The organism is Pseudomonas sp. DG56-2 (genome assembly GCF_004803755.1).
In the GTDB taxonomy this organism is placed as follows: Bacteria; Pseudomonadota; Gammaproteobacteria; order Pseudomonadales; family Pseudomonadaceae; genus Aquipseudomonas; species Aquipseudomonas auratipiscis.
In genome coordinates, this window is the sequence record NZ_CP032311.1 from 5,418,574 (window position 1) to 5,445,065 (window position 26,492).

General features: G+C 58.9%; 20 protein-coding genes and 5 pseudogenes. 5 read left to right on the forward strand and 20 right to left on the reverse strand.

Annotated elements, in window-relative coordinates; all coding sequences use genetic code 11:
- Positions 1–3 precede the first annotated feature (3 nt).
- The 11 genes from mdoH to hutC all read right to left on the reverse strand — a co-directional run bounded on the left by mdoH (position 4) and on the right by hutC (position 14,544).
- Complete coding sequence (gene mdoH, locus D3Z90_RS24870) at positions 4–2,577, reverse strand: glucans biosynthesis glucosyltransferase MdoH (RefSeq protein ID WP_136478527.1); 2,574 nt, start codon at positions 2,575–2,577, stop codon at positions 4–6.
- Positions 2,570–4,285: a glucan biosynthesis protein G gene (locus D3Z90_RS24875; protein WP_305956104.1), complete on the reverse strand. Its 1,716-nt coding sequence runs from the start codon at positions 4,283–4,285 to the stop codon at positions 2,570–2,572. Before D3Z90_RS24875 ends, mdoH begins: the two co-directional genes overlap by 8 nt.
- Before the next feature lie 260 nt (positions 4,286–4,545).
- A complete protein-coding gene (gene dtd, locus D3Z90_RS24880) occupies positions 4,546–4,983 on the reverse strand; it encodes a D-aminoacyl-tRNA deacylase (RefSeq protein ID WP_136478528.1) in 438 nt (145 codons plus the stop codon).
- Positions 4,980–5,951: a prolyl aminopeptidase gene (pip, locus tag D3Z90_RS24885; RefSeq protein WP_136478529.1), complete on the reverse strand. Its 972-nt coding sequence runs from the start codon at positions 5,949–5,951 to the stop codon at positions 4,980–4,982. Before pip ends, dtd begins: the two co-directional genes overlap by 4 nt.
- Positions 5,952–6,110: 159 nt before the next feature.
- On the reverse strand, positions 6,111–6,914 hold the full coding sequence (hutG, locus tag D3Z90_RS24890) for an N-formylglutamate deformylase (RefSeq protein ID WP_136478530.1): 804 nt from the start codon (positions 6,912–6,914) through the stop codon (positions 6,111–6,113).
- Positions 6,915–6,924: 10 nt separating this feature from the next.
- Positions 6,925–8,130: an imidazolonepropionase gene (gene hutI, locus D3Z90_RS24895; RefSeq protein ID WP_136478531.1), complete on the reverse strand. Its 1,206-nt coding sequence runs from the start codon at positions 8,128–8,130 to the stop codon at positions 6,925–6,927.
- Between the two features lie 15 nt (positions 8,131–8,145).
- Entirely contained in the window at positions 8,146–9,555 is a 1,410-nt protein-coding gene (locus tag D3Z90_RS24900) for an amino acid permease (protein WP_136478532.1), read from the reverse strand.
- Positions 9,556–9,687: 132 nt separating this feature from the next.
- Positions 9,688–11,220 (reverse strand): histidine ammonia-lyase, encoded by a 1,533-nt coding sequence (gene hutH / locus D3Z90_RS24905; protein WP_136478533.1) that lies wholly within the window; start codon positions 11,218–11,220, stop codon positions 9,688–9,690.
- A gap of 67 nt (positions 11,221–11,287) precedes the next feature.
- The gene (gene hutU, locus D3Z90_RS24910) at positions 11,288–12,967 is read right to left on the reverse strand and encodes a urocanate hydratase (RefSeq protein ID WP_136478534.1); all 1,680 of its coding nucleotides are present in this window, start codon (positions 12,965–12,967) and stop codon (positions 11,288–11,290) included.
- A gap of 297 nt (positions 12,968–13,264) precedes the next feature.
- Complete coding sequence (locus tag D3Z90_RS24915; protein WP_136478535.1) at positions 13,265–13,837, reverse strand: HutD family protein; 573 nt, start codon at positions 13,835–13,837, stop codon at positions 13,265–13,267.
- Positions 13,834–14,544, reverse strand: a complete 711-nt coding sequence (gene hutC / locus D3Z90_RS24920; RefSeq protein WP_168198528.1) for a histidine utilization repressor — start codon at positions 14,542–14,544, stop codon at positions 13,834–13,836. The genes D3Z90_RS24915 and hutC overlap by 4 nt, the downstream gene beginning before the upstream one ends.
- Before the next feature lie 144 nt (positions 14,545–14,688).
- Here hutC and D3Z90_RS24925 point away from each other — a divergent pair, with 144 nt between their 5' ends.
- A complete protein-coding gene (locus D3Z90_RS24925) occupies positions 14,689–16,053 on the forward strand; it encodes a formimidoylglutamate deiminase (protein WP_136478537.1) in 1,365 nt (454 codons plus the stop codon).
- A 55-nt stretch (positions 16,054–16,108) separates the two neighbouring features.
- On the opposite strand, the gene D3Z90_RS24930 is transcribed toward D3Z90_RS24925, so the two are convergent.
- From D3Z90_RS24930 to D3Z90_RS24940, 3 genes and pseudogenes are all read right to left on the reverse strand, one after another.
- A complete protein-coding gene (locus D3Z90_RS24930; protein WP_136478538.1) occupies positions 16,109–16,396 on the reverse strand; it encodes a hypothetical protein in 288 nt (95 codons plus the stop codon).
- A gap of 44 nt (positions 16,397–16,440) precedes the next feature.
- A pseudogene (gene tssD / locus D3Z90_RS24935) lies at positions 16,441–16,695 on the reverse strand (type VI secretion system tube protein TssD); the annotation flags it as partial.
- Between the two features lie 171 nt (positions 16,696–16,866).
- A pseudogene (locus D3Z90_RS24940) lies at positions 16,867–17,247 on the reverse strand (lipocalin family protein); the annotation flags it as partial.
- Between the two features lies 1 nt (position 17,248).
- Between D3Z90_RS24940 and D3Z90_RS24945 the strand changes: the two are divergent.
- Positions 17,249–17,536 (forward strand): annotated as a pseudogene (locus D3Z90_RS24945) (amidohydrolase family protein); the annotation flags it as partial.
- A gap of 444 nt (positions 17,537–17,980) precedes the next feature.
- On the opposite strand, the pseudogene tssD (D3Z90_RS24950) reads toward D3Z90_RS24945, so the two are convergent.
- The 3 genes and pseudogenes from tssD (D3Z90_RS24950) to bamE all read right to left on the reverse strand — a co-directional run.
- Positions 17,981–18,325 (reverse strand): annotated as a pseudogene (gene tssD, locus D3Z90_RS24950) (type VI secretion system tube protein TssD); the annotation flags it as partial.
- A gap of 171 nt (positions 18,326–18,496) precedes the next feature.
- Positions 18,497–19,072, reverse strand: coding sequence for a lipocalin family protein (locus D3Z90_RS24955; protein ID WP_136478540.1), 576 nt, complete (start codon positions 19,070–19,072; stop codon positions 18,497–18,499).
- A complete protein-coding gene (gene bamE, locus D3Z90_RS24960) occupies positions 19,069–19,323 on the reverse strand; it encodes an outer membrane protein assembly factor BamE (RefSeq protein ID WP_136478541.1) in 255 nt (84 codons plus the stop codon). Before bamE ends, D3Z90_RS24955 begins: the two co-directional genes overlap by 4 nt.
- A 234-nt stretch (positions 19,324–19,557) precedes the next feature.
- Between bamE and D3Z90_RS27500 the strand changes: the two are divergent.
- Both D3Z90_RS27500 and D3Z90_RS27505 read left to right on the forward strand, forming a co-directional pair.
- A pseudogene (locus tag D3Z90_RS27500) lies at positions 19,558–20,595 on the forward strand (cache domain-containing protein); the annotation flags it as partial.
- 54 nt (positions 20,596–20,649) lie between these two features.
- Positions 20,650–21,450 (forward strand): methyl-accepting chemotaxis protein, encoded by an 801-nt coding sequence (locus D3Z90_RS27505; protein ID WP_371922339.1) that lies wholly within the window; start codon positions 20,650–20,652, stop codon positions 21,448–21,450.
- A 74-nt stretch (positions 21,451–21,524) separates the two neighbouring features.
- On the opposite strand, the gene D3Z90_RS24970 is transcribed toward D3Z90_RS27505, so the two are convergent.
- The 3 genes from D3Z90_RS24970 to D3Z90_RS24980 all read right to left on the reverse strand — a co-directional run bounded on the left by D3Z90_RS24970 (position 21,525) and on the right by D3Z90_RS24980 (position 25,727).
- A complete protein-coding gene (locus D3Z90_RS24970) occupies positions 21,525–22,121 on the reverse strand; it encodes a DUF924 family protein (RefSeq protein WP_136478543.1) in 597 nt (198 codons plus the stop codon).
- 3 nt (positions 22,122–22,124) lie between these two features.
- Positions 22,125–23,135, reverse strand: coding sequence for a class 1 fructose-bisphosphatase (locus D3Z90_RS24975; RefSeq protein ID WP_136478544.1), 1,011 nt, complete (start codon positions 23,133–23,135; stop codon positions 22,125–22,127).
- Between the two features lie 141 nt (positions 23,136–23,276).
- On the reverse strand, positions 23,277–25,727 hold the full coding sequence (locus D3Z90_RS24980) for a glycogen/starch/alpha-glucan phosphorylase (protein ID WP_136478545.1): 2,451 nt from the start codon (positions 25,725–25,727) through the stop codon (positions 23,277–23,279).
- A gap of 199 nt (positions 25,728–25,926) precedes the next feature.
- Here D3Z90_RS24980 and D3Z90_RS24985 point away from each other — a divergent pair, with 199 nt between their 5' ends.
- Positions 25,927–26,334, forward strand: a complete 408-nt coding sequence (locus D3Z90_RS24985) for a YkgJ family cysteine cluster protein (RefSeq protein WP_136478546.1) — start codon at positions 25,927–25,929, stop codon at positions 26,332–26,334.
- The last annotated feature ends 158 nt before the right edge of the window (positions 26,335–26,492 follow it).

The following is a 26,492-nucleotide window of genomic DNA, read 5'->3' on the forward strand; positions in this document are numbered from 1 at the left end:
GCATCAGGCGCTAGCCATGGATGGCTGCGCCACAGGCTCTGGATGCAATGGCAACAATGGCGAGTGCGGGTCGTTGGCGATCGACTGACGCCAGACGCCCAGCCAGGCCTCGTTCTTCTCGTCCCAGATACGGGTATGCAGGCGCGCCAGGGCAACTGGATCGCTAAGCAAGGCCAGGCGGGTGTTGCCGTCCAGGCCACTTGGGCCAACGTCCAGCGCTTTGCCGATACGCTCGGCGCGCAACGATTCGATCGGCGCCGCGACACCATGACGCGCAGTTGCCAGCGCGCAAGCCAGGGCATTTTGCTGTGGATCGACCACCGCCCGGACGAAACCGTCGTGCATGGCGTGCCAGCGGTTTTCGTGGGTGTACTGATCGGTCGCGAGCAGTTCAGCTGGCGTGGCGTATTCCTCGGGAATCAGGAACAGGCTTTCATCCTTGGCTCGCAAACCCAGGTGTACACGACTGGAAATGACCGAAACCGGAATCGACAGCATCAGTGAACCGACAATAGGCACCAGCCACCACAAGAAACTTGGGTTCAACCAAGCCACCAGCAAGGCCCAGGCCACACCCAGCAGGGTTTGCGGGCCATGGCGGCGCACTGCTTCGCTCCACGGGGTGGAGTCATCGTCACGCTGCGGTGAATTCCAGGTCGCAGCCCAGCCGAGGAATGCGGCGAGTACGAAACGGGTGTGGAAAATCATCCGCACGGGCGCAAGAAGCATGGAGAACAGCATCTCCAGCAGCATCGACAGCGTCACCTTGAAGCGTCCGCCGAACTCTTTGGCACCCTTGGCCCAGATTAGAACGATACTCAGCAGCTTGGGCAGGAACAGCAGCACAATCGTGGTGGAGAACAGCGCGATGGCCTTCTCCGGATGCCACTGCGGCCACAACGGATAAAGCTGGCGCGGCTCCAGGAAGTACTGCGGCTCCATCAGCGTGTTGGTCGCCAGCAACGCAGTCGACAGCACCAGGAAGAAGAACCACAGCGGCGCCGACAGGTACGACATTACCCCGGTGAGGAACACCGCACGGTGCACCGGGTGCATGCCCTTGACCAGGAACAGGCGGAAGTTCATCAAGTTGCCGTGGCACCAGCGCCGGTCGCGCTTGAGCTCGTCGAGCAGGTTCGGCGGCAGTTCTTCATAGCTGCCCGGCAGGTCGTAGGCAATCCACACGCCCCAACCGGCCCGACGCATCAGCGCCGCTTCAACGAAGTCGTGGGAGAGGATCGCACCGGCGAAAGCCCCCTTGCCTGGCAACGGCGCCAGGGCGCAGTGCTCAATGAACGGCTTCATGCGGATGATCGCGTTGTGCCCCCAATAGTGCGACTCACCCAACTGCCAGAAGTGAAGGCCAGCGGTGAACAGCGGGCCGTATACGCGAGTTGCAAACTGCTGCATACGCGCATAGAGGGTATCCATGCCCGAGGCTTTCGGTGCGGTCTGGATAATACCGGCGTCCGGGTTGGCTTCCATCAGCCGAACCAGGCTGGTCAAACATTCGCCACTCATCACGCTGTCGGCGTCGAGCACCACCATGTAACGGTAGTCGCTGCCCCAGCGCCGGCAAAAGTCATCAAGGTTGCCGCTTTTGCGTTTGACGCGACGGCGACGGCGACGGTAGAAGATCCGCCCGAAGCCCTTGGCCTCGCGGCACACCTCCAGCCACGCCTGTTGCTCGGCAACGGCGATATCGGTGTCGTTGGTATCGCTGAGGACGAAGAAGTCGAAGCGGTCCAGGTCACCGGTAGCGGCGACCGACTCGAAAGTCGCCCGCAGGCCGGCAAATACCCGAGGCACATCTTCGTTGCAGATCGGCATGACAATGGCGGTACGCGCGCCAGCCTCGATGGGCTCGTTACCGGCACTGCTGCCGGAAATACGGTACTTGTCGCGACCGGTCAACAGTTCGAGAAAGCCCATCAGCGCGGTCCAGAACCCTGCCGACACCCAGCAAAAGAGGATGCCGAACAGAATCAGGATGCTGGTTTGCAAAGCGTACGGCCAGACCTGAGTAGCCGTCTGCAACAGCGGCTGACGGGTGATTTCGTCGAGATCGACAAACGACCAACCCTGATACGGCAGGATGCCTTTCATGTACCAGCCGGCAACGATCGTCTGGCCCAGCATCAGCGCCAGCAGAATATAGCGGCGCAGGGAGCCGACCCAGCGCCAGCGCGCCTTGGGCAGCTCGCGCTTGACCGGGGCGGGAGCATTGGTGCGGCCGGTCAGACGCCGCCAGCCTCGGATCAGAATATTGGTACGCCATGGCTCGGGAATCACCCGGGTACGGCGAATCGGCGGCGTAGCCTTGAGGCAGATACGACCGCTGCCATCCACCGCCAGCATCTCGGCTTCTTGCATCTGCTGGGCACTGGTCAGGGTCAGGCGCTCTCCCACCGAAGCTTGCACGGCTTCGGCTTCAGCAATGGCCGGTTGGCCCGACAAGCGTTGATGCAGTTCGCTGAACGACGTGCAGCTGGCAAGTTCTGCCCGCTGCTCGTCGCTCATTGGTAAGTGGGCCAGGTACTCGCTGAGCGATTCTGGCCGTGCTTGAGAATTACTCATCGGCAGGCAACTGGTAGCTCCAGGTCTCGGTCAACACCTGTTCGGTGGTGGCCGGTGTCCCGGTGGTGGATGCCGCATCGGCGGCTGGTTGCTCGGCAGGCTTCTCGGCCTTGGCAGACTTGGCCGCAGCCTTATCCTGTTTAGTCGGTTTCGCAGGTTTGGCAGGTTCGACCGGAACGTCACGCAGCAGCGCCGCACGCATTTCCACGGACTTGCTCGGGTCTTTGACCTTCATCCGCAAGGTCAGGCGCCAGCCTTTGATTTCCGGGTTGTAACGCAAGTTGTTTTCGACCAGCTCAGCGTTGTCGCCGATGCTGACCTGGCTGCGCACGGCAGTATCTTCGGGCAGTTTGGCAAGCACCGGGCCTTCGAAGTCGACCAGAAATGCAACGCTGCCATCCGCTTCGCGAATCAGGTTGGACTGCTTCACGTCACCAGTGGAACGCAGGGTCTGTTTGACCCAGCCCAGGTTCGGTGAGTGGAACTCGGACTCATCGATAGTCCAGTGTAGACGGTAGGCGTACTCGAACGGTGTGCCTGGCTCCGGCAGTTTTTCCGGACTCCAGAACGCAACGATATTGTCGTTGGTTTCATCGGCGGTCGGAATCTCGACCAGGTCTACAGTACCTTTGCCCCAGTCACCCACCGGCTCGATCCAGGCACTTGGGCGCTTCTGATAGTTGTCATCGAGGTCTTCGAACTGGCTGAATTCACGCTGGCGCTGAAGCAGGCCGAATCCACGCGGGTTTTCGACGCTGAAATTGCTCACTGCCAGGTGTTTCGGGTTGTTCAGTGGGCGCCACAGCCATTCACCGTTGCCAGCATGAATCGACAGACCTTCGGAGTCATGCAGGGCCGGACGATAGTTAGGCACTTTCGATGGCTGGTTACCGCCGAACAGGAACATGCTGGTCAGTGGCGCGATACCCAAGCGGCTGACGTGGTCACGCAGGAACACCTTGGACTTGACGTCGACAATGGTGTCGCTGCCTGGACGCAGGGTCAGCTTGTAGGCACCGGTGGAACGCGGCGAGTCGAGCAGCGCGTAGATAACCAGGTGCTTGTCGGCAGGCTTGGGCTTTTCGATCCAGAACTCGGTAAAGCGCGGGAATTCTTCGCCGGACGGCAACGCGGTGTCGATGGCCAGGCCACGAGCGGACAAACCATAGACATGGCCCTTGCCGACCACGCGGAAATAGCTGGCGCCAAGCAGGGTCATGATTTCATCCTGCTTGTCGGCCTTGTTGATCGGGTACAGGACACGAAAGCCTGCGTAGCCGAGGTTCTCGGTGGCCTTTGGATCGAATTTCACGTTACCGAAGTCAAAGCGACTCATGTCGTATTTGATCTCTTCGACGGTGGTCGCGGTAACTTCGTTGATTTTCACCGGCGTGTCGAAATGCATGCCCTGGTGGTAGAAGGACAATTTGAACGGCGTCTTGTCCTTGGCCCACTCAGCTTTTTCCGTGAGGAAACGGATCTGCTGGTAATCACCGTATTTCATATCACGGAACACCGCCGGCAGATTGCTCTTCGGCGCTTCGTACTTCTGTCCGGCAAGATCCTTCGCCTTGGTTGCAACGTCATCAAGGTTGAACGCCCAGAGCTGGCCAGTGCCAAACAGGCCTACCAGCGTCGCGCCGGCCAGCAAGGCCTTGCGCAAGCGGATGCCGGGGGTTCTTGGTGCATTACAGGAACTTACAATCACGAGCTACCCTCGCCGAAAACAGATCAAAAAACCAACGGCCAGCGACATATGCCAAGTTGGCGAGCACTGTTCGGACTCCGAAAGGGCGCAATGATTCCCCAAACGGTTCCGGCAGTCTCGAGTCAGAGTGGAACGAACCTACGAACGCAGGCCCACATAGCGCGCGATTATCCAGCAGGCTGCGTTACAACGCATCAGGGCCAGCAAACTATTTATGCTACAAAACCCCTTGTTTTCGCGCAAACAGGGGTTTTTTGCCTTCATATTTGTAACATAAATGTTACGGGGCCATCATTGACCAGGTGCACCTGCATGTCCGCCCCAAACTGACCGCTGGCAACGGTGGGGTGTTGGACTTGAGCCTGGGCCAATAAATAGTCGAAAAGCTCTGCACCGAGTGCAGGTGTCGCCGCGGTGGAAAAACTCGGGCGCAAACCGCTCTGGGTATCAGCGGCCAGGGTGAACTGCGATACCAGCAAAAGACCGCCAGCAACGTCCTTGAGGGAAAGATTCATCTTGCCTTGAGGGTCACTGAACACCCGGTAGTTAAGCAGCTTGTGCAACAGCTTGTCGGCGTGAGCGCGGGTATCATCCGGCTCAACGGCAACCAGTACCAACAGTCCCTGGTCGATTGCACCTACAGTCTTGCCCTCGACATCTACCCGCGCGCCACGCACGCGTTGCAGCAGGCCCTTCATGCTTCTTCCAAAGGCAAGTCGAGCAGGCGCCGGGCCATCTGGTCTGCGGCACGGACCAAGGCGTCAGTGATACCAGGCTCCGAAGCTGCGTGCCCTGCATCGCGAATAACTTTCAGCTCACTGTTCGGCCAGGCTTGATGCAGCTCCCAGGCGTTGTCCAGCGGACAGATAACATCATAGCGACCGTGCACGATGACGGCCGGCAGGTGAGCAATCTTTGGCATGTCACGAATCAACTGGTTCGGCTCAAGGAACGCATTATTGGTGAAGTAATGGCATTCGATGCGGGCGATCGACAGCGCGCGCTGAGGTTCGGAGAAACGGTCGACGACCAGCGGATTGGGACGCAGGGTTGCGGTGCGCCCTTCCCAGGTCGACCAGGCCTTGGCGGCATGCATCTGGGCAATCTGATCGTTGCCGGTCAGGCGTTTGTGGAATGCCTCCACCAGATCACCGCGCTCTTCGGCAGGAATCGGCGCGATGTAGTCTTGCCAGTAATCCGGGAACAGGCGGCTAGCGCCAGCCTGGTAGAACCATTCGATTTCTTGCTTACGGCACAGGAAGATCCCACGCAGGATCAGGCCATGCACACGCTCCGGATGAGTCTGGGCATAGGCCAGCGATAGGGTAGAACCCCAGGAACCGCCAAACAGCACCCATTTGTCGATCCCCAAGTGCTTGCGGATGCGCTCCAGGTCTTCGACCAGATGCCAGGTGGTGTTGTTCTCGAGGCTGGCATGAGGGGTCGAACGCCCACAGCCCCGCTGATCGAATGTGATGATGCGGTACAGGTTCGGATCAAAGTAGCAACGGCTTTGCGCATCGCAGCCTGCTCCTGGCCCGCCATGGATGAAAACCACCGGCAGACCTTCCGGAGAACCACTTTCATCGACATACAGTACATGTGGAGCTTCCACGGCCAGATCGTGCCGGGCGTAGGGTTTGATCTGCGGGTACAAGGTCTGCATTACGCACTCCGTGTGGAAATTATTCTGCCGTGGGGCATCATAAACCTGAATTGCGCTTAGAGCATGTACCTGAAGTGGTGTTGCGGCTCTATCGCCGGACAAACGCGCTCCGACACCGGCCAGATAGTCCAGTGGGAGCGGGCTTGCCCGGCAATGTCGTCAGTCCGAATAACGCTCCTGCCCCCAGGCCAGTATGGTCTCAAGCAACTGCTTTAACACCACTTGTGTCGGCTGCGCCAGGTCTTCGCGGTACTTGAACGGCTCCACCTCCTCCATGTACGTGCTCTGCGCCAACTCCAGTTGCACCGCATGAATGTTGTTGGCTGGATCGCCATAGTGCCGAGTGATGTGCCCGCCCTTGAAGCGACCATTGAGAACATGACTGTAACGTTCGGCCTTGGCGCAAACACCTTGTAGACGCCCGGCCAGTTGCGGATCACAACTGGCGCCGTTGAAGGTGCCAAGGTTGAAGTCCGGCAGCTTGCCGTCAAACAGATGCGGGATATGCGAACGAATCGAGTGGGCATCCCAGAGCAGCGCATAGCCAAACTGCTCGCGCATGCGTGCCAGCTCGCGGCGTATGGTGTCGTGATAAGGGCGCCAGATACCCTCGAGGTATTCCGCGCGTTCTTCAACAGAAGGCTCTTTGCCCGCCTGAAACAGCGGTTCACCCTCGAACAACGTGGCGGGGTAAAGACCGGTCGTGGCTCCGGCATAGAGCGGTTTGTCGTCGTCCGGGCGGTTCAGGTCGATGACAAAGCGCGAGTACTCGGCAGCCACCACGCTGGCCCCCAGCTCACGGGCAAAATCATAGAGCTGCGGAATGTGCCAGTCGGTATCGGGCAAGCTTTGCGCCTGCGCCACCAGGCCGGCCTTGACCACTGGGGTCAGACGCAGGCCAGCGTGGGGCATGCTGATCAGCAGCGGCAAACGACCCTGATGAAAACTCAGTACCTTGTCCATTAATCCTCCTTCAGCTGAAAATTTCCTGGCCAAGGCGCACGACCCGCTTGGACAGGTCCCCGCCGAGCCAATAGCACAGATCCGCCGGCCGCTCGATCTGCCAGGCAACGAAGTCGGCGACCTTGCCCACTTCCAGCGAACCATGACTATGCCCCAATCCCAGTGCGGTGGCGGCATGGGTAGTTGCACCGGCCAGGGCTTCTTCCGGCGTCATGCGGAACAGCGTGCAGGCCATGTTCAGCATCAAACGCAGCGAAAGCGCGGGCGAGGTGCCGGGGTTCAAGTCACTGGCAATGGCAATTTTCACACCGTGTTTACGCAGTGCATCCATCGGCGGCAGTTGCGTCTCGCGCAGAAAATAAAACGCCCCGGGCAACAACACCGCGACCGTACCAGCTGCTGCCATGGCAATCGCATCATCTTCGGTCATGAACTCCAGATGATCAGCCGACAGTGCCTGATAGCGCGCAGCCATGCTCGAGCCCGCCAACGACGACAATTGCTCCGCATGCAGCTTCACCGGCAGGTTCAACTCACGGGCCTTGATGAAAACCCGCTCGACCTGGGCCGGTGAAAACGCCAGGTATTCGCAAAAGGCATCCACGGCGTCAACCAGCCCTTCAGCCGCCAGGGCTGGAAGCATCTCATCGCAGATATGCGCAATGTAGTCATCGGAGCGGTCTTTGTATTCAGGCGGCAAGGCATGAGCCGCCAGGCACGTACTGCGTACCGTCACCGGTAATTCTTCACCCAGGCGACGAATAACCTTGAGCATCTTGCGCTCGCTGGCAAGGTCCAGGCCGTAGCCGGACTTGATCTCCAGCGTGGTAACGCCATCGCGCATCAAGGCCTGGACCCGCTGGCGAGCACTGGCGAACAGTTCATCCTCACTGGCCGCACGGGTCGCCCTTACGGTGCTGGCAATACCGCCACCCTGCGCGGCGATTTCAGCATAACTGACGCCTTGCAGGCGCTGCTCGAACTCACCGCTGCGATTGCCACCGAACACCGAATGCGTGTGACAGTCGATCAGCCCTGGGGTGACCCAGGCATTGCCCAGGTCCACCGTTCTGTCGGCCGCGATGGCCGGCAGCGACTGGCGCGGGCCGATCCACTCGATACGGCCAGCGCTGGTGACGATAGCCGCGTCCTCAATGCTCGAGTAGGTGCCTTGGGCCATGCTCGCCACGTGGCAGTGCTGCCAGAGGGTTTTCATGCAGTGTCTCCGTTTCTAGCGCTGAAGTTGTGAAGGGTCCTGGGCCAAAGCAGCCTCGGCTTTCGCCGCCCGCGGCTTGCACCACAGCAGGTAAGAGGCAACCAGGAACAATACCCAGACTACGCCGACCAGCAGTGCGGCCTGAGTTTCAGGGAAGTAACCAAGCACGCCGAATACAAACAGCATGAAGGCTATCGCTGCCGCCGGACCATAGGGCCAGAACGGCACCGGGAATTTCAGTTCGGCCACTTCTTCACGGCTCATGCTGCGACGCATGGCAACCTGGGTCACCAGAATCATCAGCCAGACCCACACCGTAGCAAAGGTTGCGATCGAAGCGATCAGCAGGAATACGTTTTCCGGGATCAAGTAGTTGAGCACAACGCCGCCGAGCAATGCCGCACCCATGACCAGTACGGTCATCCACGGTACACCGTGACGAGAGATTTTCGCGAAGCCTTTGGGCGCATGTCCCTGTTGGGCCAGGCCGTACATCATCCGTCCGGCGCCAAAGATATCGCTGTTGATCGCCGACACCGCTGCCGAAATCACCACGATATTCAATACCGTCGCCGCCGAGCCGATTCCCAGGTTGCTGAAAATCTGCACGAACGGGCTACCTTGGCTGCCAATCTGTGGCCACGGGTACAAGCACATCAGCACGAACAGGGTCAGCACATAGAACAGCAGGATGCGCATTGGAACGGCATTGATTGCCTTGGGAATGACGCGCTGCGGATCTTTAGCCTCACCAGCGGTGATACCGATGATTTCGATGCCGCCAAAGGCGAACATCACCACCGCGAACGAGGCAATCAGACCGCCGATGCCGTTAGGCATGAAGCCGCCATGATCGAACAGGTTGCTGATACCGACTGCGTGCTCCGCACTGGCATTGCTAAGACCGAAGGCCATGATGCCGAAGCCGGCCAAGATCATTGCCACAATAGCGGCGACCTTGAGCAACGACAGCCAGAACTCCATTTCACCGAAGACCTTGACGTTGCACAGGTTCAGGCCGCCAATCAGGAAAACAATCCCCAGCACCCAGATCCAGCGGGCGACCTCGGGAAACCAGAAGCCCATATAGATGCCGAATGCGGTGACATCGGCCAGGCACACAATGATCATCTCGAAGGCGTAGGTCCAGCCCAGGATAAAGCCCGACATGGGCCCCAGGTAGGTGCTGGCGTAGCTGCCGAACGAGCCGGATACCGGGTTGTGCACGGCCATTTCGCCCAGGGCGCGCATGACCATGAATACCGCTGCGCCGCCAATCAGGTACGCCAGCAGTACCGCTGGGCCGGCCATCTGGATGGCGGCGGCCGAACCGTAGAACAGGCCGGTGCCGATTGCCGACCCCAGTGCCATGAAGCGAATGTGACGCGCGGTAAGCCCGCGCTTGAGACCTTCTGCTTGTTGCATGTCACGTCCTTATTTTTGTTCTGGTCGTGAAAATGATCGGGCTGTTTCGACAACCATCGCGGGGCCGGCGCGCTCTCCCTGCAGCAGGAGCGGGCTTGCCCCGCGATGGGCCGCAATGCGGCCCCGAAGGATTTACAGACTAGGCAGGACCTTGGCCGGCAGCAGACCGGTGAGGGAGCCTTCGGCCAGGAGGGCTATAGCGGCCTCGATGTCCGGGGCGAAGAAGCGGTCTTTCTCGTAGAAAGCAACTTTGCCGCGCAGAGCCTGGCGGGCCTGCTCCAGCTTCGGCGAAGTTTTCAGGCCTTCGCGCAGGTCCAGGCCTTGCGCAGCAGCCAGCCACTCGACTGCAAGTACACCACGGGTGTTCTCAGCCATTTCCCATAGACGCTTGCCAGCAGCCGGCGCCATCGACACGTGATCTTCCTGGTTGGCCGAAGTCGGCAGGCTGTCGACGCTGTGCGGGTGAGCCAGGGCCTTGTTCTCACTGGCCAGGGCGGCAGCGGTTACCTGCGCGATCATGAAGCCGGAGTTAACCCCACCATTGGCCACTAGGAACGGCGGCAGTTGCGACATGTGCTTGTCCATCATCAACGAGATGCGACGCTCGCTCAGCGAACCGATTTCAGCAATCGCCAGTGCCATGTTGTCCGCCGCCATGGCGACCGGCTCGGCGTGGAAGTTGCCACCGGAGATCACATCGCCTTCTTTGGCGAATACCAGCGGGTTGTCGGAGACTGCGTTAGCTTCGATGACCAGTACGTCGGCGGCCTGGCGCAATTGAGTCAGACAGGCGCCCATGACTTGCGGCTGACAGCGCAGCGAGTACGGATCCTGGACCTTGCCGCAGTTCTGATGGGAGGCCGAAACTTCACTGCCATCACCTAGCAGGTCACGGTAGCAGGCAGCCGAGTCGATCTGGCCACGCTGACCGCGAGCTTCGTGGATACGCGCATCGAATGGCGAGCGTGAGCCCAGGACAGCTTCAACAGTCAGCGCACCAATCGACGTCGCAGCGGCGAACAAGTCTTCTCCTTCAAATAGACCGCGCAAGGCGTAAGCAGTGGATGCCTGGGTACCGTTGAGCAGTGCCAGACCTTCCTTGGCGGCCAGGGTCAGCGGTTCAAGACCGGCTACGGCCAGCGCCTCTGTGGCCGACAGCCATTGACCGTTGTGACGGGCCTTGCCTTCACCGAGCAGCACCAACGACATATGTGCCAGTGGCGCCAGGTCACCCGAAGCACCCACAGAGCCTTTGAGCGGGATGTGCGGATAGACCTCGGCGTTGATCAGGGCAATCAACGCATTGATGACTTTGCGGCGAATACCGGAGAAACCACGGCTCAGGCTGTTGACCTTGAGCACCATGATCAGGCGCACCAAGGCATCGTCGATGGGCTGGCCAACACCTGCCGCGTGTGACAGCACCAGCGAACGCTGCAGATTTTCCAGGTCGTGGCTGGCGATACGGGTCGAGGCCAGCAGGCCAAAACCGGTATTGATGCCATAGGCGGTACGGTTTTCCGCCAGAATCTGCTCAACGCAGGCAACGCTGTCGTCGATCTGCTGGTCAGCGCTGGCGTCCAGCTTGATTTTCACCGGCTGCTTGTAGATCGCTCGCAGTTGAGCCAGGGTCAGGGTGCCAGGCTTGAGGGTCAATTCAGTCACGTTAATGCTCCGTACTCGTGAGGCGTATCCGCCCGCATAGATATCAGTATCAACCAATTACCGCAGATCAGCCGGTGATCATCGGCAGGTTCAAGCCTTGTTCCTTGGCGCAGTCGATGGCGATCTGGTAACCGGCATCGGCGTGACGCATGACACCGGTGGCCGGGTCGTTATGCAGGACGCGGGCGATACGCTCGGCCGCTTCGTCGGTACCGTCGCAGACGATGACCATGCCCGAGTGCTGGGAGAAGCCCATGCCCACGCCACCACCGTGGTGCAGCGAAACCCAGGTGGCGCCGCTGGCGGTGTTGAGCAGGGCGTTGAGCAGCGGCCAGTCGGAGACTGCATCGGAGCCGTCCTGCATGGCTTCGGTTTCGCGGTTAGGGCTGGCCACCGACCCCGAATCCAGGTGGTCGCGACCGATGACGATCGGCGCCGACAGCTCGCCGCTGCGCACCATTTCGTTGAACGCCAGGCCAAGCTTGGCGCGCAGGCCCAGGCCTACCCAGCAGATACGCGCTGGCAGACCCTGGAAGCTGATGCGCTCGCGGGCCATGTCCAGCCAGTTGTGCAGGTGGGCATCGTCGGGGATCAGTTCCTTGACCTTGGCGTCGGTCTTGTAGATGTCTTCGGCATTGCCCGACAGCGCGGCCCAGCGGAACGGACCGATACCCCGGCAGAACAGCGGACGGATGTAGGCCGGTACGAAGCCTGGGAAGTCGAAGGCATTGCTGACGCCTTCTTCCTTGGCCATCTGTCGAATGTTGTTGCCGTAGTCGAAGGTCGGCACGCCTTGCTTCTGGAACTCGAGCATGGCTTGGACATGAACGGCCATGGACTGTTTGGCCGCCTTGACCACGGCAGCAGGCTCGGTCTGGGCGCGGTCGCGGTACTGCTCCCAGGTCCAGCCGGCTGGCAGGTAGCCGTTGAGCGGGTCGTGGGCGCTGGTCTGGTCGGTGACCATGTCCGGGCGCACGCCACGCTTGACCAGTTCAGGCAGGATTTCTGCCGCGTTGCCCAGCAGGGCAATGGAGATGGCCTTGCCTTCGGCGGTGTACTGGGCGATACGCGCCAGGGCATCGTCGAGGTCCTTGGCTTGCTCGTCGACATAACGGCTGCTGAGGCGGAAATCGATACGGCTCTGCTGGCATTCGATGTTCAGCGAGCAGGCGCCGGCGAGGGTCGCCGCCAGTGGCTGGGCGCCGCCCATGCCGCCGAGGCCCGCGGTCAGTACCCACTTGCCCTGGAGGCTGCCGTTGTAGTGCTGGCGACCGGCTTCGACGAAGGTTTCGTAGGTGCCCTGGACGATGCCCTGGCTACCGATGTAGATCCAACTGCCGGCTGTCATCTGGCCGTACATGGCCAGGCCCTTGGCATCCAGTTCGTTGAAGTGTTCCCAGTTGGCCCAGTGTGGCACCAGGTTGGAGTTGGCGATCAACACGCGCGGGGCGTTGCTGTGGGTCTTGAACACGCCTACCGGCTTGCCCGACTGAACCAGCAGGGTTTCGTCATCGTTGAGGTTGGTCAGGCTCTCGACGATTTTGTCGTAGCACTCCCAGTTACGCGCGGCACGGCCAATGCCACCGTAGACCACCAGCTCTTTCGGGTTCTCGGCAACTTCCGGGTCGAGGTTGTTCATCAGCATGCGCAGGGGCGCTTCGGTCAGCCAGCTTTTGGCGGTGAGCTTGTTGCCGCGTGCTGCGCGGATTTCGACGTCACGGAATTTTTTGAAGTTGTTGTCGGTCACGGAAATGGCTCCTAAGCAATCAGTCCAGAGCAACCCAGGCATTGGGTGTGTCATGGGGCTCATACAAACACATCTTTACTTGTATGTACAAGCATAGGCAATTGAAATGCCAACTCATCATTTCTGTCAGCTACGGGGCTGAAATGCCGGCGCCAGAGCCCCGCAGCGCTTGGTTTTGGCGGAATGAAAAAATTCTGAGGAGATGGACAGTGAGCGGAAGCCGACCAGTGGCGTTGCACCACTTTGGGTCATTAGGTAACAGCCCCAGCCGAATAATTCGGCCGAGGCGTAACACACTCAGTGCGCGGTAAGCTCGATCAGACAGCAGCGCCCTTGGACGTTCAAGGTCTGCAGATCGGTGTTGGCATCCAGATGCAGGCAGTCATAGCGCCCCAACATGTGATCGCCCTGCCCGGCCAGTACCACTTCCACCTGCGAGGCGGCAGCGAACAGCAGTAGCGTCGAGGCCGAGCTGAACACTCGCTGACTGCCATCCAGCCACTGCAGGCGCGCACGGTAACGCTGCGGGGAGTAGATCAGGTTGAAGTCGCGAATCGAACTGCCAAGCAACGTGCAGCTCACCTGGCTTTCGCCGCTGAAGGCAAACGCATCGAAGGGCAATAATGGTCGCGTGGCCTGGCCATCAACCTGCAGACGCATGCCTTCCCCTTCGAGCACGGTGATAATGCGCTGGTATCCGGCAAAGCTGGAAAATCCTCCGGACTCGGCGATATCGGCAATCGACAGTCGCCAGCCGAAACCTTCCAGACCTTCGCCCGCATCCCGGGTGATTTCTTCGGTGCTACCGCCGCCGTTTTTCCACGGCATGCGGGGGTAATCCTTGGCACGTAAAACCTGTAGCTGGCTCATTTGCTGAAGCGTCCTTCCAGACGGTGACGGGAACCTGGGTGAATCAGACGAGCGGCAGTCACTGGCTGGCGACCCGACCAGGTGCGGCGACGAATCAACAAGCACGGCTCGCCTTGTTCAATGTGCAGAAGACGGCATTCTTCCGGCTCGGCCAATATCGCCTCGACCACATGCTCGCCCTCGGTCAATGGCGCGACCTGAGACAGGTAGGCATAGGGTGTTTGCCGGGTGAAGTCCTGCTTGAGGTAATCAGGCGCAATCTGAGCATTGACGAAGCGATCTTCGATTTGCACCGCAATGCCATTTTCGTAATGCACGATCAGCGAATGAAATACCCGCTGCCCTTCGCGCATATCCAGGGCCAAGGCACGCTCGGAACCGGCGGCTTCTTCGGCGAGGGTTATCACTTGGCACGTATGTTGATGACCACGGGCAGCGATTTCGTCGGCAATATTGTTCACTTCAAACAGCGCAGAGCGGGTCTTGGGCTCGGCCACGAAGGTGCCCACCCCTTGCATACGCACCAACAGCCCTTCGGCGGTGAGTTCTCGCAGGGCGCGATTGATGGTCATGCGACTGAAGCCCAACTGGCTGACCAGTTCGCTTTCCGATGGAACCCGGTGGTGCGGCGGCCAGCTGCCATTCTGGATCTGCTGGGCGATCATTTGCTTGACCCGGGCATACAGCGGCGCCGGACCCTCGCCCATCTGGGCAACCAGCGCGGAGACAGGAGGTGTCGGCACGGAAGTTTTCCTTTGTTCGGTTGAATGAACGGTAGCTTGCCGGAGTTTACCCAGCAGGCAAACGTCTGTATATGTATATACAAATAATCACAATGAGGTGTTGCGCCGATGTCCGTCTTCTTCGCCGAGCGCGCTTTGCTCCCCACGGGCTGGGCCGAAAATGTCCGAATCGAGGTCGACGCTCATGGCCTGCTCGCAAGTGTTCAGGCCAATGGTTCGGCCGAGGCTGCCGAGCACCTGGCAGGCCCGCTGTTGCCGGGCATGCCTAACCTGCACTCGCACGCGTTTCAGCGCGCCATGGCTGGGCTTGCCGAAGTCGCCGGCAACCCCAATGACAGTTTCTGGACCTGGCGTGAACTGATGTACCGCCTGGTGGGCAAGATCAGCCCCGAACAACTGCAAGTCATTGCCCGCCAGCTTTACATCGAGATGCTCAAGGCTGGTTACACTTCTGTTGCTGAATTCCATTATGTACATCACGACACACAGGGCCAGGCCTACGCCGATCCTGCTGAATTGTCACTGCGCATCAGCGAAGCGGCGCGTGCCAGCGGCATCGGCCTTACCTTGCTGCCAGTGCTGTATAGCCACTCCGGCTTCGGCGGCCAGGCCCCGAACGAAGGCCAGCGCCGCTTCATCAATAGCACCGAACAATACCTCAAGCTGCAACAGCAACTCGGTCCTGTACTGGCCAGGCAACCGGCGCAACAGCTGGGGCTGTGCTTCCACTCGCTGCGCGCGGTGACACCAGAGCAGATCGCCCAGGTACTGGCGGTCAGCGACAAAACCTGCCCGGTGCACATCCACATTGCCGAACAGCAAAAGGAAGTCGACGACTGCCTGGCCTGGAGTCGCCGTCGTCCGCTGCAATGGCTGTATGAAAACGTCGAAGTCGACCAGCGCTGGTGCCTGGTCCACGCCACCCATGCGCAAGCCGACGAAGTTACCCTCATGGCCCGCAGCGGCGCGATTGCCGGCTTGTGCCTGACCACCGAAGCCAACCTCGGCGATGGCATATTCCCTGCTGTGGATTATCTGGCGCAGGGCGGTCGCGTGGGCATTGGTTCCGACAGCCACGTGTCACTGAGCGTGGTTGAAGAACTGCGCTGGCTGGAATATGGCCAGCGCCTGCGTGATCAGCGGCGTAATCGCCTCTATCGCGGCGATCAGCCAATGGTAGGACGAACCCTCTATGACGCAGCACTGAGCGGCGGCGCCCAGGCGCTGGGCCAGCCGATTGGCGAACTGGCTGTCGGCAAACGTGCAGACTGGTTGGTGCTCGACGGCAACGATCCTTACCTGGCAACCGCCAGCGAAGACGGCATCCTCAACCGCTGGCTGTTTGCAGGCGGGGATCGTCAGGTTCGCGATGTAATGGTCAATGGGCAGTGGGTGGTGCGTCAGGGGCGTCATGCTCACGAGGAAGAAAGCGCCCGCGCGTTTACCGAGGTGCTACGAACGTTGTTGGGCTGACGCGTTGGAGATGCCTTGTTTTTGTTAGCGAGCAAGGCATTTTCCGTCAATCGTTCTACGAGCGTGCAGTTTTCTTTGGCATGAGCATCGCAGGCGCAAATGCACCAATCAGCGCCGGCCACAGAACAAGGGGATATTCATCAACCCAACTGGATACATCGCCAATAAATAATAATTTTTCACGCAAAACAAGGCCAGAATGAAGCGCACCAAGAAACGAATTAAATATAAAACAAAAAAAAACTCCGCGACAACTCAAGTCTGGACCGGTAAAAAAAACCTTAAAAAAATAACCGAGCCAGATCCCAAGAACTAGAAGTATCAAATAGAGCAGAAGCATCATCGCGCCAACTCACTTTGAATCGCCATCACGCTCTCCATGTTGGTCACACCTTCCCGATTGGTCAACGCCTGCGCCAAGAGCGGTGATGATTTATCAATGTTTTTGGTGATAACGATCGGACCATGTGTGGTGCGCTTGATATTGCCGACATTTGTCATGCCGTGATTCATTGCCAATACCATTATTTCATCGGCATGCCCGGCTTGGCATTTGTTGCCAATCGACTCCTGACTTGAGCACCCGGCGGAAATAAGCCCTTGCGTCTTACCTGTGATGGTTATGTAGCCGTGACTAGCCATTGGCTTTACTCCCTGCGATCAGAGAGTGAAGCCTAATTCGTGGCTATTAGATGGTATGTAGGATGCTTCCGTAATTTGTTACGAGCGCAGGATTAATCAGCAATTGCAGGGCAAGCCTGCACCGGCCAACGATCAGAACCGGTGTAAATGGGCTTGCCCCGCACTAAGACCTCACTGCTTATGTGCAGCAATGTCCTTGTCCGCTACCCGCCAGATCAGGCGATTGGTGTCGTAGCCTTGTTGGCGCGCCTTGGCCAGGAGGCTTTCGCGCTGCCAGGCCGGAACGTTCGGCGTGCGGGAAAGAATCCACAGGTACTTTCGGTCCGGGTTACCGACCAACGCGATCTGGTAGTCGTCGCCGACGTACAGCACCCAGTACTCGCCCTTGGCCAGCCCCGGCACTTTCGAGAACCAGTTATCGAAGACAACCCAGAGCTTGTCGGTCTTGCCGGCGACCTGTGGCGAGGCGGTGCCGCTGGCTTCCTGCTATTCACCTTCAAGGGTCTGGCAGCGATTGAGCACGCCGACTGTACCATCGGGCCTCACGTTGTGGACCCTCTACGACGCAGCACTGAGCGGCGGCGCCCAGGCGCTGGGCCAGCCGATTGGCGAACTGGCTGTCGGCAAACGTGCAGACTGGTTGGTGCTCGACGGCAACGATCCTTACCTGGCAACCGCCAGCGAAGACGGCATCCTCAACCGCTGGCTGTTTGCCGGCGGGGATCGTCAGGTTCGCGATGTAATGGTCAATGGCCAGTGGGTGGTGCGTCAGGGGCGTCATGCTCACGAGGAAGAAAGCGCCCGGGCGTTTACCGAGGTGCTACGAACGTTGTTGGGCTGATGCGTTGGAGATGCCTTGTTCTTGTTAGCGAGCAAGGCATTTTCCGTCAATCGTTCTACGAATGCGTAGTTTTCTCCGGCATAAAAGTCGAGTGTAAAACTACACCAATTAGCGCTGGCCAAAGAACAAGGGGGTACTCATCCACCCAACTGGATACGTCACCAATAAACAGAAACCTTTCATTTTGCACGAGCCCAAAATGAATAGAACCCAAAAAAACATTAAACAAGATACAGAACCACGCTCCTGCATTGCTTAAATCAGGACCGGTAAAATAAGTCTTGAAAAATCGACCCAGCCATAACCCTAAAACAAGAGCAGACAAATATAGAAACAGCGTCATTTTTTCAGCTCTTCTCGAATCTGGTCGACGCTTTGTAGATTCGCCATTCCCTCTATTGTAAGAGATACATCTCCGGCAACTTTAAAGGATCGAACATAGTAATCGGCGACCTGCGCCCCGCCCAACTTGATGGTGAAAAACTTCTCTTGTGTGCCAAAGGCTGAGGTACGATAGAAGCTGATCGTGCAATCAATGGCTTCCCGATTGGTCAACGCCTACGCCAAGAGCGGTGATGATCTATCAATGTTTTTGGTGATAACGATCGGACCATGTGTGGTGCGCTTGATATTGCCAACATTTGTCATACCGTGATTCATTGCCAATACCATTATTTCATCGGCATGCCCGGCTTGGCATTTGTTGCCAATCGACTCCTGACTTGAGCACCCGGCGGAAATAAGCCCTTGCGTCTTACCTGTGATGGTTATGTAGCCGTGACTAGCCATTGGCTTTACTCCCTGCGATCAGAGAGTGAAGCCTAATTCGTTGGCATTAGATGGTATGTAGGATGCTTCCGTAAACTGTTACGAGCGCAGGCTAAAGCTGCAATTACAGGGCAAGCCTGCACCGGCCAACGATCAGAACCGGTGAAACCGGGCTTGCCCCGCGAAAAGACCTCACTGTTTATGTGCAGCAATGTCCTTGTCCGCTACTCGCCAGATCAGGCGATTGGTGTCGTAGCCTTGCTGGCGCGCCTTGGCCAGGAGGCTTTCGCGCTGCCAGGCCGGAACGTTCGGCGTGCGGGAAAGAATCCACAGGTATTTTCGGTCCGGGTTACCGACCAACGCGGTCTGGTAGTCGTCGCCGACGTACAGCACCCAGTACTCACCCTTGGCCAGCCCCGGCAGCACTTTCGAGAACCAGTTATCGAAGACAACCCAGAGCTTGTCGGTCTTGCCGGCGACCTGTGGCGAGGCGGTGCCGCTGGCTTCCTGCCATTCACCTTCAAGGGTCTGGCAGCGATTGAGCACGCCGACCGTACCATCGGGCCTCACGTTGTAATGGGCCTCCGACTGGGCGCAGTCGCGTTGAAAAAACATCGGCAAGCGCGCCAGTTCGAACCATTTGCCCTGATAGCGCTTGAGGTCGACACTCTCGACCGTCTTCGGCGGGATCGGCCCCGCACCCGAGTGAGCGCAGCCGCCCAGGATCAGGCCGGCACACAGTGCAAACAGCAGGTGTAAGCGTTTCATTTGAGTCCCTGTCCGGAGTACATCAGTACCTTGTCGGCGGCGTACTGCACACTGATAAAGCTCTTATCGTCACCCCAGGTGCAACTGGACATGCCCAGTGCGCCGGAGCAGTCCTTGGGCGCGCCCAACAGTTTTTCGACCTCGACCTTGGTCATGCCCGCTTGAAGCTTCGAATAGTTTTCCTGATTGATCTTGTTGCACGCGGTTAGAAACACGCACAAGGACAGCAGGGCGAGAGAACGCAACGACATGAAAGGTCACTCCTGGACATGGGGATGCAGGCGCAATGGCCTACCGACAGCTTAGAAGGGAAAAACCACCTCTGGTTCCCGAGCTACCGCGTATTACTGGCGCCATTTCACTGCCTTTGGTCGTATAGACCGCTTCTGGGCTCATCTTTTTCTTTGTGCAGACGACACAGATACGCGCTGCGACGTATTGCCGCGCCCTCCCCGTTGACCCGCCGTGTGCAGACAGACCTCGCAATGACAAAAAACCTGAAGTTCAGCCACAAGATACTGCTCGCCGCCGCCTTGGTGGTTGCAGTCGCCTTTACCTGTTTTGTCCTGTTCAACGACTATCGCCAGCGCCAGACGCTGCGCAGCAATACTGAAGCTTCGATGCAGGAGCTTGGCAGCCTCACCAGCAGCAACATCCAGACCTGGCTGCAAAGCCGCATCCAGATTCTGCACTCGTTGTCTCAGCAGGTAGCCGTCGATGGCGCCGACAAGGAGAGCCTGACCCGCAGCCTCAACCTGCCGGTGTACAGCAGCAACTTCGCCCTGACCTACTTCGGTGGCCAGGACGGCTACATGCAGTCGGTTCCACAAGGCAGCCGCGCTGCCGATTATGACCCACGTGTTCGCGGTTGGTATAAAGCCGCCACCAGTGCCGGCCAGACCATCGTCACCGAACCGTACATTTCGGCATCGATGAACAAACTGGTAATCACCCTGGCCACACCGGTTCTGCACCAAGGCCGCCTGATCGGCGTCAATGGTGCAGACACCGATCTGGACAGCATCAGCTCGATCATCAACGCACTGAACTTCGACGGCCACGGCCACGCATTTATCGTCAACGGCGATGGCAAGATTCTTGTGCACCCAGACGCCAAGCTGGCCCTGAAAAGCCTCAACGACGCCTATCCGCAGAACACCCCACAGATCGGCAGTGGTCTGAAAGAGCTCGAACAAGGTGAGCACAAACAGTTCATCACCTTCACCAAGGTCAATGGCGTGCCGTCCGCCGATTGGTACGTTGCCATGGTGCTCGATCAGGACTTTGCCTTCGCCATGCTCAGCGAACTGCGTACCTCGGCGATTTTTGCCACGGTCATTGCCGTGCTGATCATTATTGCCCTGCTTGGCCTACTGATCCGCGTATTGATGGAACCCCTGCACGTCATGGGCCGGGCAATGCACGACATTGCCGAGGGCGAAGGCGACCTTACCCGGCGCCTGCGCATCCACGGCCAGGACGAGTTCGGTAGCCTCGGTCAGTCGTTCAACCGTTTTGTCGAACGGATTCACGAGTCGATCCGTGAAGTTTCCTCGGCTACCGGCCAGGTCAACGAAGTGGCCCTGCGCGTAGTCAGCGCCTCAAATGCCTCGATTCACAACGCCGACCAGCAATCGAGCCGCACCAGCAGCGTTGCGGCCGCGATCAACCAACTCGGAGCCGCAGCGCAGGAAATCGCCCAGAACGCCGCACTCGCCTCGCAGCACTCCAGCGACGCGCGCAACCTGGCCGAAGAAGGCCAGCATGTGGTCGATCAAACCATCGACGTTATGAATCAGCTGTCGGCAAAGATCAGTGACTCCTGCAGCAACATCGAGACCTTGAACGCCAACACGGTGAACATCGGTCAGATCCTCGAGGTAATCAGCGGCATTTCCCAGCAAACCAACTTGCTGGCGCTCAATGCCGCCATCGAGGCAGCACGAGCAGGTGAAGCCGGCCGCGGCTTCGCCGTCGTCGCTGATGAGGTGCGCAACCTTGCCCACCGCACCCAGGACTCGGCGCAGCAGGTACAACGAATCATTGAAGAGCTGCAGGCCGGCGCGCAGGTGGCGGTCAGCACCATGACCGAAAGCCAGAGCCAGAGTCAGCACAGCGTCGGCATCGCCAACCAGGCAGGTGAACGACTGGGCAGTGTCACCCAGCGCATTGGTGAAATCGACGGCATGAACCAGTCAGTAGCCACCGCGACCGAAGAGCAGACGGCCGTGGTCGAGTCGATCAATGTCGACATCACCGAAATCAATACGCTGAATCAGGAAGGCGTGGAAAACCTGCAAGCGACCTTGCGTGCCTGCAAAGACCTGGAAAATCAGGCCAGTCGTCTGAAGCATCTGGTAGGCAGCTTCAGGATCTGAAGTAAAACTGTCACGGGGCAAGCCCGAACCCACCTGCGTCGGTGGGAGCGGACTGCCCCGCGATGAAAACCAACTCAGAACCTTGAGCCCGGCTCCAGTAGAAAGTCCATCTCTTCGTCGGTACTCGGCCGATTCAGGGTCAGATTACGATGTGGGAAACGGCCAAAACGGGCAATGACTCGCTGGTGCTGTTCGGCGTAATCGAGGAAGCCTTCGAACAATCGCCGATCACTTTCCGGCTGGGCATCGAGCAACAGTTGATAACGCTCGACACTGACGTTCTGCCAATCCAGCACTTCAGCATGCTCCAGCACCAGCAGGATGAACACCCGCTGGATCGGCAGCAATTGGTAGTCCCAATGCTTGCCCAACCCTTGCATCACCAGTACCTGCGCACGCCGGTCGCCATCGAAGGCGCGCGGAGTGTCACGGTAGATCATGCGCGGGAGCTGGTCGAGCAATAGCACCAGGCCAAGCCAGCCCTGTGGGCTTTGCAGCCACTCATCCAGACCACCCGCCAGGGCTAGCTCGACCAGGTCGCCGAAGTGCTCTTGCGCCTCGGCATCGTGGTGCTTGCCAAACCACAGCGTGCTCTTCTCGTCAGCGACGTCCTTGGGACTGGTGCCCCATCCGAACCACCACTCCAGTAACGGCTGCCAAGGTGCGAGCATGACTTACTCCTGGTGATAACCGGTAACGCGCTCGACTTCCTGCTTGGAGCCGAGGAACACTGCCACACGCTGGTGCAGGCTCTCGGGCTGGATGTCGAGGATGCGCTGTTTGCCGTCGGTGGAAGCACCGCCAGCCTGTTCGATGATGAACGACATCGGGTTGGCTTCGTACATCAGGCGCAGCTTGCCTGGCTTGGAAGGCTCGCGCGCGTCACGTGGATACATGAACAGGCCGCCGCGGGTGAGGATGCGATGTACATCGGCAACCATCGAGGCGATCCAGCGCATGTTGTAGTTCTTTTTCAGCGGGCCGGTTTCACCTGCCAGCAGCTCGCCAACATAGCGGGTCACCGGCTCTTCCCAGTGACGCTGGTTGGACATGTTGATAGCGAACTCGGCGGTGGTTTCTGGCACCTGGATGTTTTCATGAGTCAGTACGAAGCTGCCCAGTTCGCGGTCCAGGGTGAAGCCTTTGACGCCGTTGCCCAAGGTCAGGATCAGCATGGTCTGGGGGCCATAGATCGCGTAACCGGCAGCTACTTGCTTGGTGCCTGGTTGCAGGAAAGCCTGTTCGTTGAGGCTTTCGTTCTGACTCAGGTACTCGTTGGGGCAACGCAGTACCGAGAAGATGGTACCGACCGAAACGTTGACGTCGATGTTCGACGAACCGTCCAGCGGGTCGAATACCAGCAGGTAGGCGCCTTTCGGGTATTTGCCCGGAATCTGATAGGCATTGTCCATTTCTTCGGATGCCATGCCGGCCAGGTGGCCGCCCCACTCGTTGGCTTCGAGGAGGATATCGTTGGAAATCACGTCCAGTTTCTTCTGGACTTCGCCCTGCACGTTTTCGGTACCCATGCTGCCCAGAACACCGCCCAGGGCGCCCTTGGAAACGTTGTGGCTGATCTCCTTGCACGCACGCGCCACCACTTCGATCAGGAAGCGCAGATCGGCAGGAGTACTGTTGCTGCGGGTCTGCTCAATCAAATAGCGACTCAGGGTAACGCGGGACATGTAAGGCTCCGAAGAAGGGGGTAATAAAAACCCACGCAGTTTACAGGGAGAGTGAAGCGCTAGCGAGCTATCCGACACGCTTGCCCGATCAGACGGCACTTTGGCCCGAGAGTTCACCCCTCCCGGACCGTCCTGCACAGCTTAGTCGAGGGCTTTCCAGATTTGCGTGGCGTACTCGCGAATTGTCCGGTCCGAGGAAAACCAGCCCATCCGTGCGGTGTTGAGCACAGCTGTGCGCCACCACCGCTTGGGGTCGTGCCAGAGCGCTTCGACGCGCATCTGGGCGTCCCAATAGGCATCAAAATCGGCACACACCAGAAAGCGATCATGAGCCACCAATGAGTCCACCAATCCCACATATCGCGCGGGATCATCCGGAGAGAACACCCCACTGCGAATGGCCTGGAGCACGTCATTGAGCCGATGAGAGGCGCCTATCGCCGCATTGGCACCGAATTCGCCGCTGCGCTTGCGAGCCTCGACCTGCTGCGCGGTCAAGCCGAAGATAAACATGTTTTCCGCGCCCACTTCCTCACACATCTCGACGTTGGCGCCATCCAGGGTGCCGATGGTCAGGGCACCGTTGAGGCCGAATTTCATGTTGCTGGTCCCGGAAGCCTCATAACCGGCAGTGGAGATCTGCTCGGAAAGATCGGCCGCCGGGATGATGCTTTCAGCCAGACTGACGTTGTAGTTGGGCAAGAACACCACTTTGAGCAGGCCGCGGACCGTGGGGTCGTTGTTCACCACCCGAGCGATGTCGTTGCTCAATTTGATGATCAGTTTGGCTTGGTGGTAACTGGCGGCAGCCTTGCCAGCGAAAATTTTTACCCGCGGCGCCCATCCCGCTCCCGGTTCCGAGCGGATCGCCTGATGCAGGGCCACAGTGTGCAGCAGGTTGAGCAACTGGCGCTTGTACTCGTGGATGCGCTTGACCTGCACATCGAACATCGCCTCAGGGTTGACTGATATGCCCAGGCGCTCCTGGATCAAAGCGGCCAGTGCCCTCTTGCTGTGCAAACGCTGCTCGGCAAACTGGTTGCGAAACGCTGCCTTGTCGGCAAAGGGCTCAAGATCACGCAAGCGACCTTCCGGATCGTCGAGCAAACCATCGCCCAAGGCTTCAACCAGCATAGCGGTCAACTGTGGATTGGCCTGGTACAGCCATCTACGGAAGGTAATGCCATTGGTCTTGTTGTTGATCCGTTCGGGGTAGAGCTTGTGCAGCTCGGCAAACACCGTGCTGCGCATCAACTTGGTGTGCAATGCAGACACGCCATTGACGCTATGCGAACCAAGGAAGGCCAGGTTTCCCATCCGCACCCGCCGACCATTGTCTTCCTCGATCAGCGATACCGCGCGCAGTACGTCAAAGTCATGAATGCCCTTGGCCCGCAGCGCATCGATGTGAAAGGCATTGATCAGGTAGATGATCTGCATGTGCCGCGGCAACATGCGCTCCATCAGGCCGACGGGCCAGGTTTCCAGCGCTTCAGGCAACAGGGTGTGGTTGGTGTATGCAAGTGTATCGACAGTCAGTTGCCAGGCGGTGTCCCACGGCACCTCATGCTGGTCTACCAGTAGGCGCATCAATTCGGCCACGGCAATCGAGGGGTGAGTGTCATTGAGCTGGATCGCTGCCGACTCATGCAGGTTGAGCAGGCTGTCGTGCATGTTCAGGTGCCGGCGCAACAGGTCCTGCAGCGAGGCGCTGACGAAAAAGTACTCCTGACGCAGACGCAACTCCTGCCCGGCCTCGGTACTGTCGGCGGGGTAAAGCACCCGCGAAATACTTTCGGCGCGCGCCACTTCGGCCACGGCGCCCAAGTGATCCCCGGCATTGAATCGCTCCAGGTGCAGCTCCTCCAGGGCTCGCGCACGCCATAGACGCAAGGTATTGACGCTGGAACCGCGCCAGCCAACCACTGGCGTGTCATATGCCACAGCCCGTACCGTTTCGCCCGGCCACCACACCTGGCGCTGTTGGCCATCGGCGTCATGCACCGTCTCGACGCTGCCACCGAAGCTGATCGGATAGATCACCTCGGCGCGCTCGAACTCCCAGGGGTTGCCGAAATCCAGCCAGTTCTCGGTCTGTTCCTGCTGCCAACCATCGACCACTGCCTGACGAAACAGACCGTGCTCGTAGCGAATGCCATAACCGTGGGCGGCGATGCCCAGGGTCGACATGCTTTCCATGAAGCACGCCGCCAAGCGCCCAAGACCACCATTGCCCAGCGCCGCATCCGGCTCCAACAGGCGAATGCGCTCCAAATCGACATCGAGCCCCTCGAGCGCCTCACGGGCGACGTCCAGCAACCCCAGATTGCTCAAGCTGTCGTACAGCAAGCGACCGATGAGGAACTCCAGGGATAAGTAGTAAACGCGCTTCTGGCTCTTGCGATAGATCTGCCGCGTATGGTCCATCCAGTGATCGACCATGTGATCACGGGCTGCCAGGGCAATGGCCTCGAACCAGTCATGATCGAAAGCATGCTCCGGGTCCTTACCGACCGAATAGGTCAATTTATCCAGTACAGCGGTGCGAAAAGCAGCCACCTCTGCGTCACGAGCGAGTGGTTCCTGAGACATGCGACGTCCTCGGGCAAGTTGACGAATGCGGATGGAGATTTCTCAGCCTAGACCGTTCGACACAGAGCGTTGGCTCTGGTTCTTGGGTTTCTGTGCAAAAGCTCGCAGCACAGGAGCAAGAACCGGCAAATGGTTGTTCACATTTTGACCAACTCCGGTATGATCGCGCGCCTACTAGAACATCTAAAACCTGAGCCTGATGAAACCGACCCTGATTGCCGCCGCCGAAGTTGACCGGCTGGATACCTGGCAAAAATATGTCAGCCATATGTGCGGAGGCTGCAATTCCACCTGCTGCCAATTGCCAGTGGAAGTGAAGCTGAAAGACCTGATCCGCATTGGCGTGGTGGATGAATTCGAGCAAGGCGAGCCGCCAAAGTCGATTGCCAAGCGCTTGCAGAAAGAAGGCATCGTCGATCGTTTCAATCAGAAGTCGGGGATTTTCACCCTGGCGCAAATGAGTAACGACGACTGCTTGTACCTGGATCGTAAAAGCCGTCTGTGCACCATTTATGACAAGCGTCCGGACACCTGCCGTAACCATCCGCGCGTCGGGCCTCGTCCGGGCTACTGCGCCTATATTCCCAAGCCTGCGGCGCGTCGCTAAACCGCTGGGAATCGGTTTGCCCTGCGAGGAGCTATTGCTGCCAGTTGGCTAATCGCGGGGCAAGCCCGCTTCTACAGTACGCGGGCCAGACTGATTACAGCAGACAAACAAAAACGCCCCCGGCCTTTCGACCGGGGGCGTTTTCGTTTCAGCCTAAC

What these genes read in the sequence shown, in the direction of transcription:
- D3Z90_RS24955 (WP_136478540.1), bottom strand. Translation starts at nt 19,072, where the DNA reads ATGAAACGCTTACACCTGCTGTTTGCACTGTGTGCCGGCCTGATCCTG.
- bamE (WP_136478541.1), bottom strand. Translation starts at nt 19,323, where the DNA reads ATGTCGTTGCGTTCTCTCGCCCTGCTGTCCTTGTGCGTGTTTCTAACC.
- D3Z90_RS24900 (WP_136478532.1), bottom strand. Translation starts at nt 9,555, where the DNA reads ATGCAACAAGCAGAAGGTCTCAAGCGCGGGCTTACCGCGCGTCACATT.
- mdoH (WP_136478527.1), bottom strand. Translation starts at nt 2,577, where the DNA reads ATGAGTAATTCTCAAGCACGGCCAGAATCGCTCAGCGAGTACCTGGCC.
- D3Z90_RS24970 (WP_136478543.1), bottom strand. Translation starts at nt 22,121, where the DNA reads ATGCTCGCACCTTGGCAGCCGTTACTGGAGTGGTGGTTCGGATGGGGC.
- hutG (WP_136478530.1), bottom strand. Translation starts at nt 6,914, where the DNA reads ATGGACAAGGTACTGAGTTTTCATCAGGGTCGTTTGCCGCTGCTGATC.
- D3Z90_RS24975 (WP_136478544.1), bottom strand. Translation starts at nt 23,135, where the DNA reads ATGTCCCGCGTTACCCTGAGTCGCTATTTGATTGAGCAGACCCGCAGC.
- D3Z90_RS24985 (WP_136478546.1), top strand. Translation starts at nt 25,927, where the DNA reads ATGAAACCGACCCTGATTGCCGCCGCCGAAGTTGACCGGCTGGATACC.
- D3Z90_RS24980 (WP_136478545.1), bottom strand. Translation starts at nt 25,727, where the DNA reads ATGTCTCAGGAACCACTCGCTCGTGACGCAGAGGTGGCTGCTTTTCGC.
- dtd (WP_136478528.1), bottom strand. Translation starts at nt 4,983, where the DNA reads ATGAAGGGCCTGCTGCAACGCGTGCGTGGCGCGCGGGTAGATGTCGAG.
- hutC (WP_168198528.1), bottom strand. Translation starts at nt 14,544, where the DNA reads ATGGGCGAGGGTCCGGCGCCGCTGTATGCCCGGGTCAAGCAAATGATC.
- D3Z90_RS24915 (WP_136478535.1), bottom strand. Translation starts at nt 13,837, where the DNA reads ATGAGCCAGCTACAGGTTTTACGTGCCAAGGATTACCCCCGCATGCCG.
- D3Z90_RS24925 (WP_136478537.1), top strand. Translation starts at nt 14,689, where the DNA reads ATGTCCGTCTTCTTCGCCGAGCGCGCTTTGCTCCCCACGGGCTGGGCC.
- pip (WP_136478529.1), bottom strand. Translation starts at nt 5,951, where the DNA reads ATGCAGACCTTGTACCCGCAGATCAAACCCTACGCCCGGCACGATCTG.
- hutI (WP_136478531.1), bottom strand. Translation starts at nt 8,130, where the DNA reads ATGAAAACCCTCTGGCAGCACTGCCACGTGGCGAGCATGGCCCAAGGC.
- D3Z90_RS24930 (WP_136478538.1), bottom strand. Translation starts at nt 16,396, where the DNA reads ATGATGCTTCTGCTCTATTTGATACTTCTAGTTCTTGGGATCTGGCTC.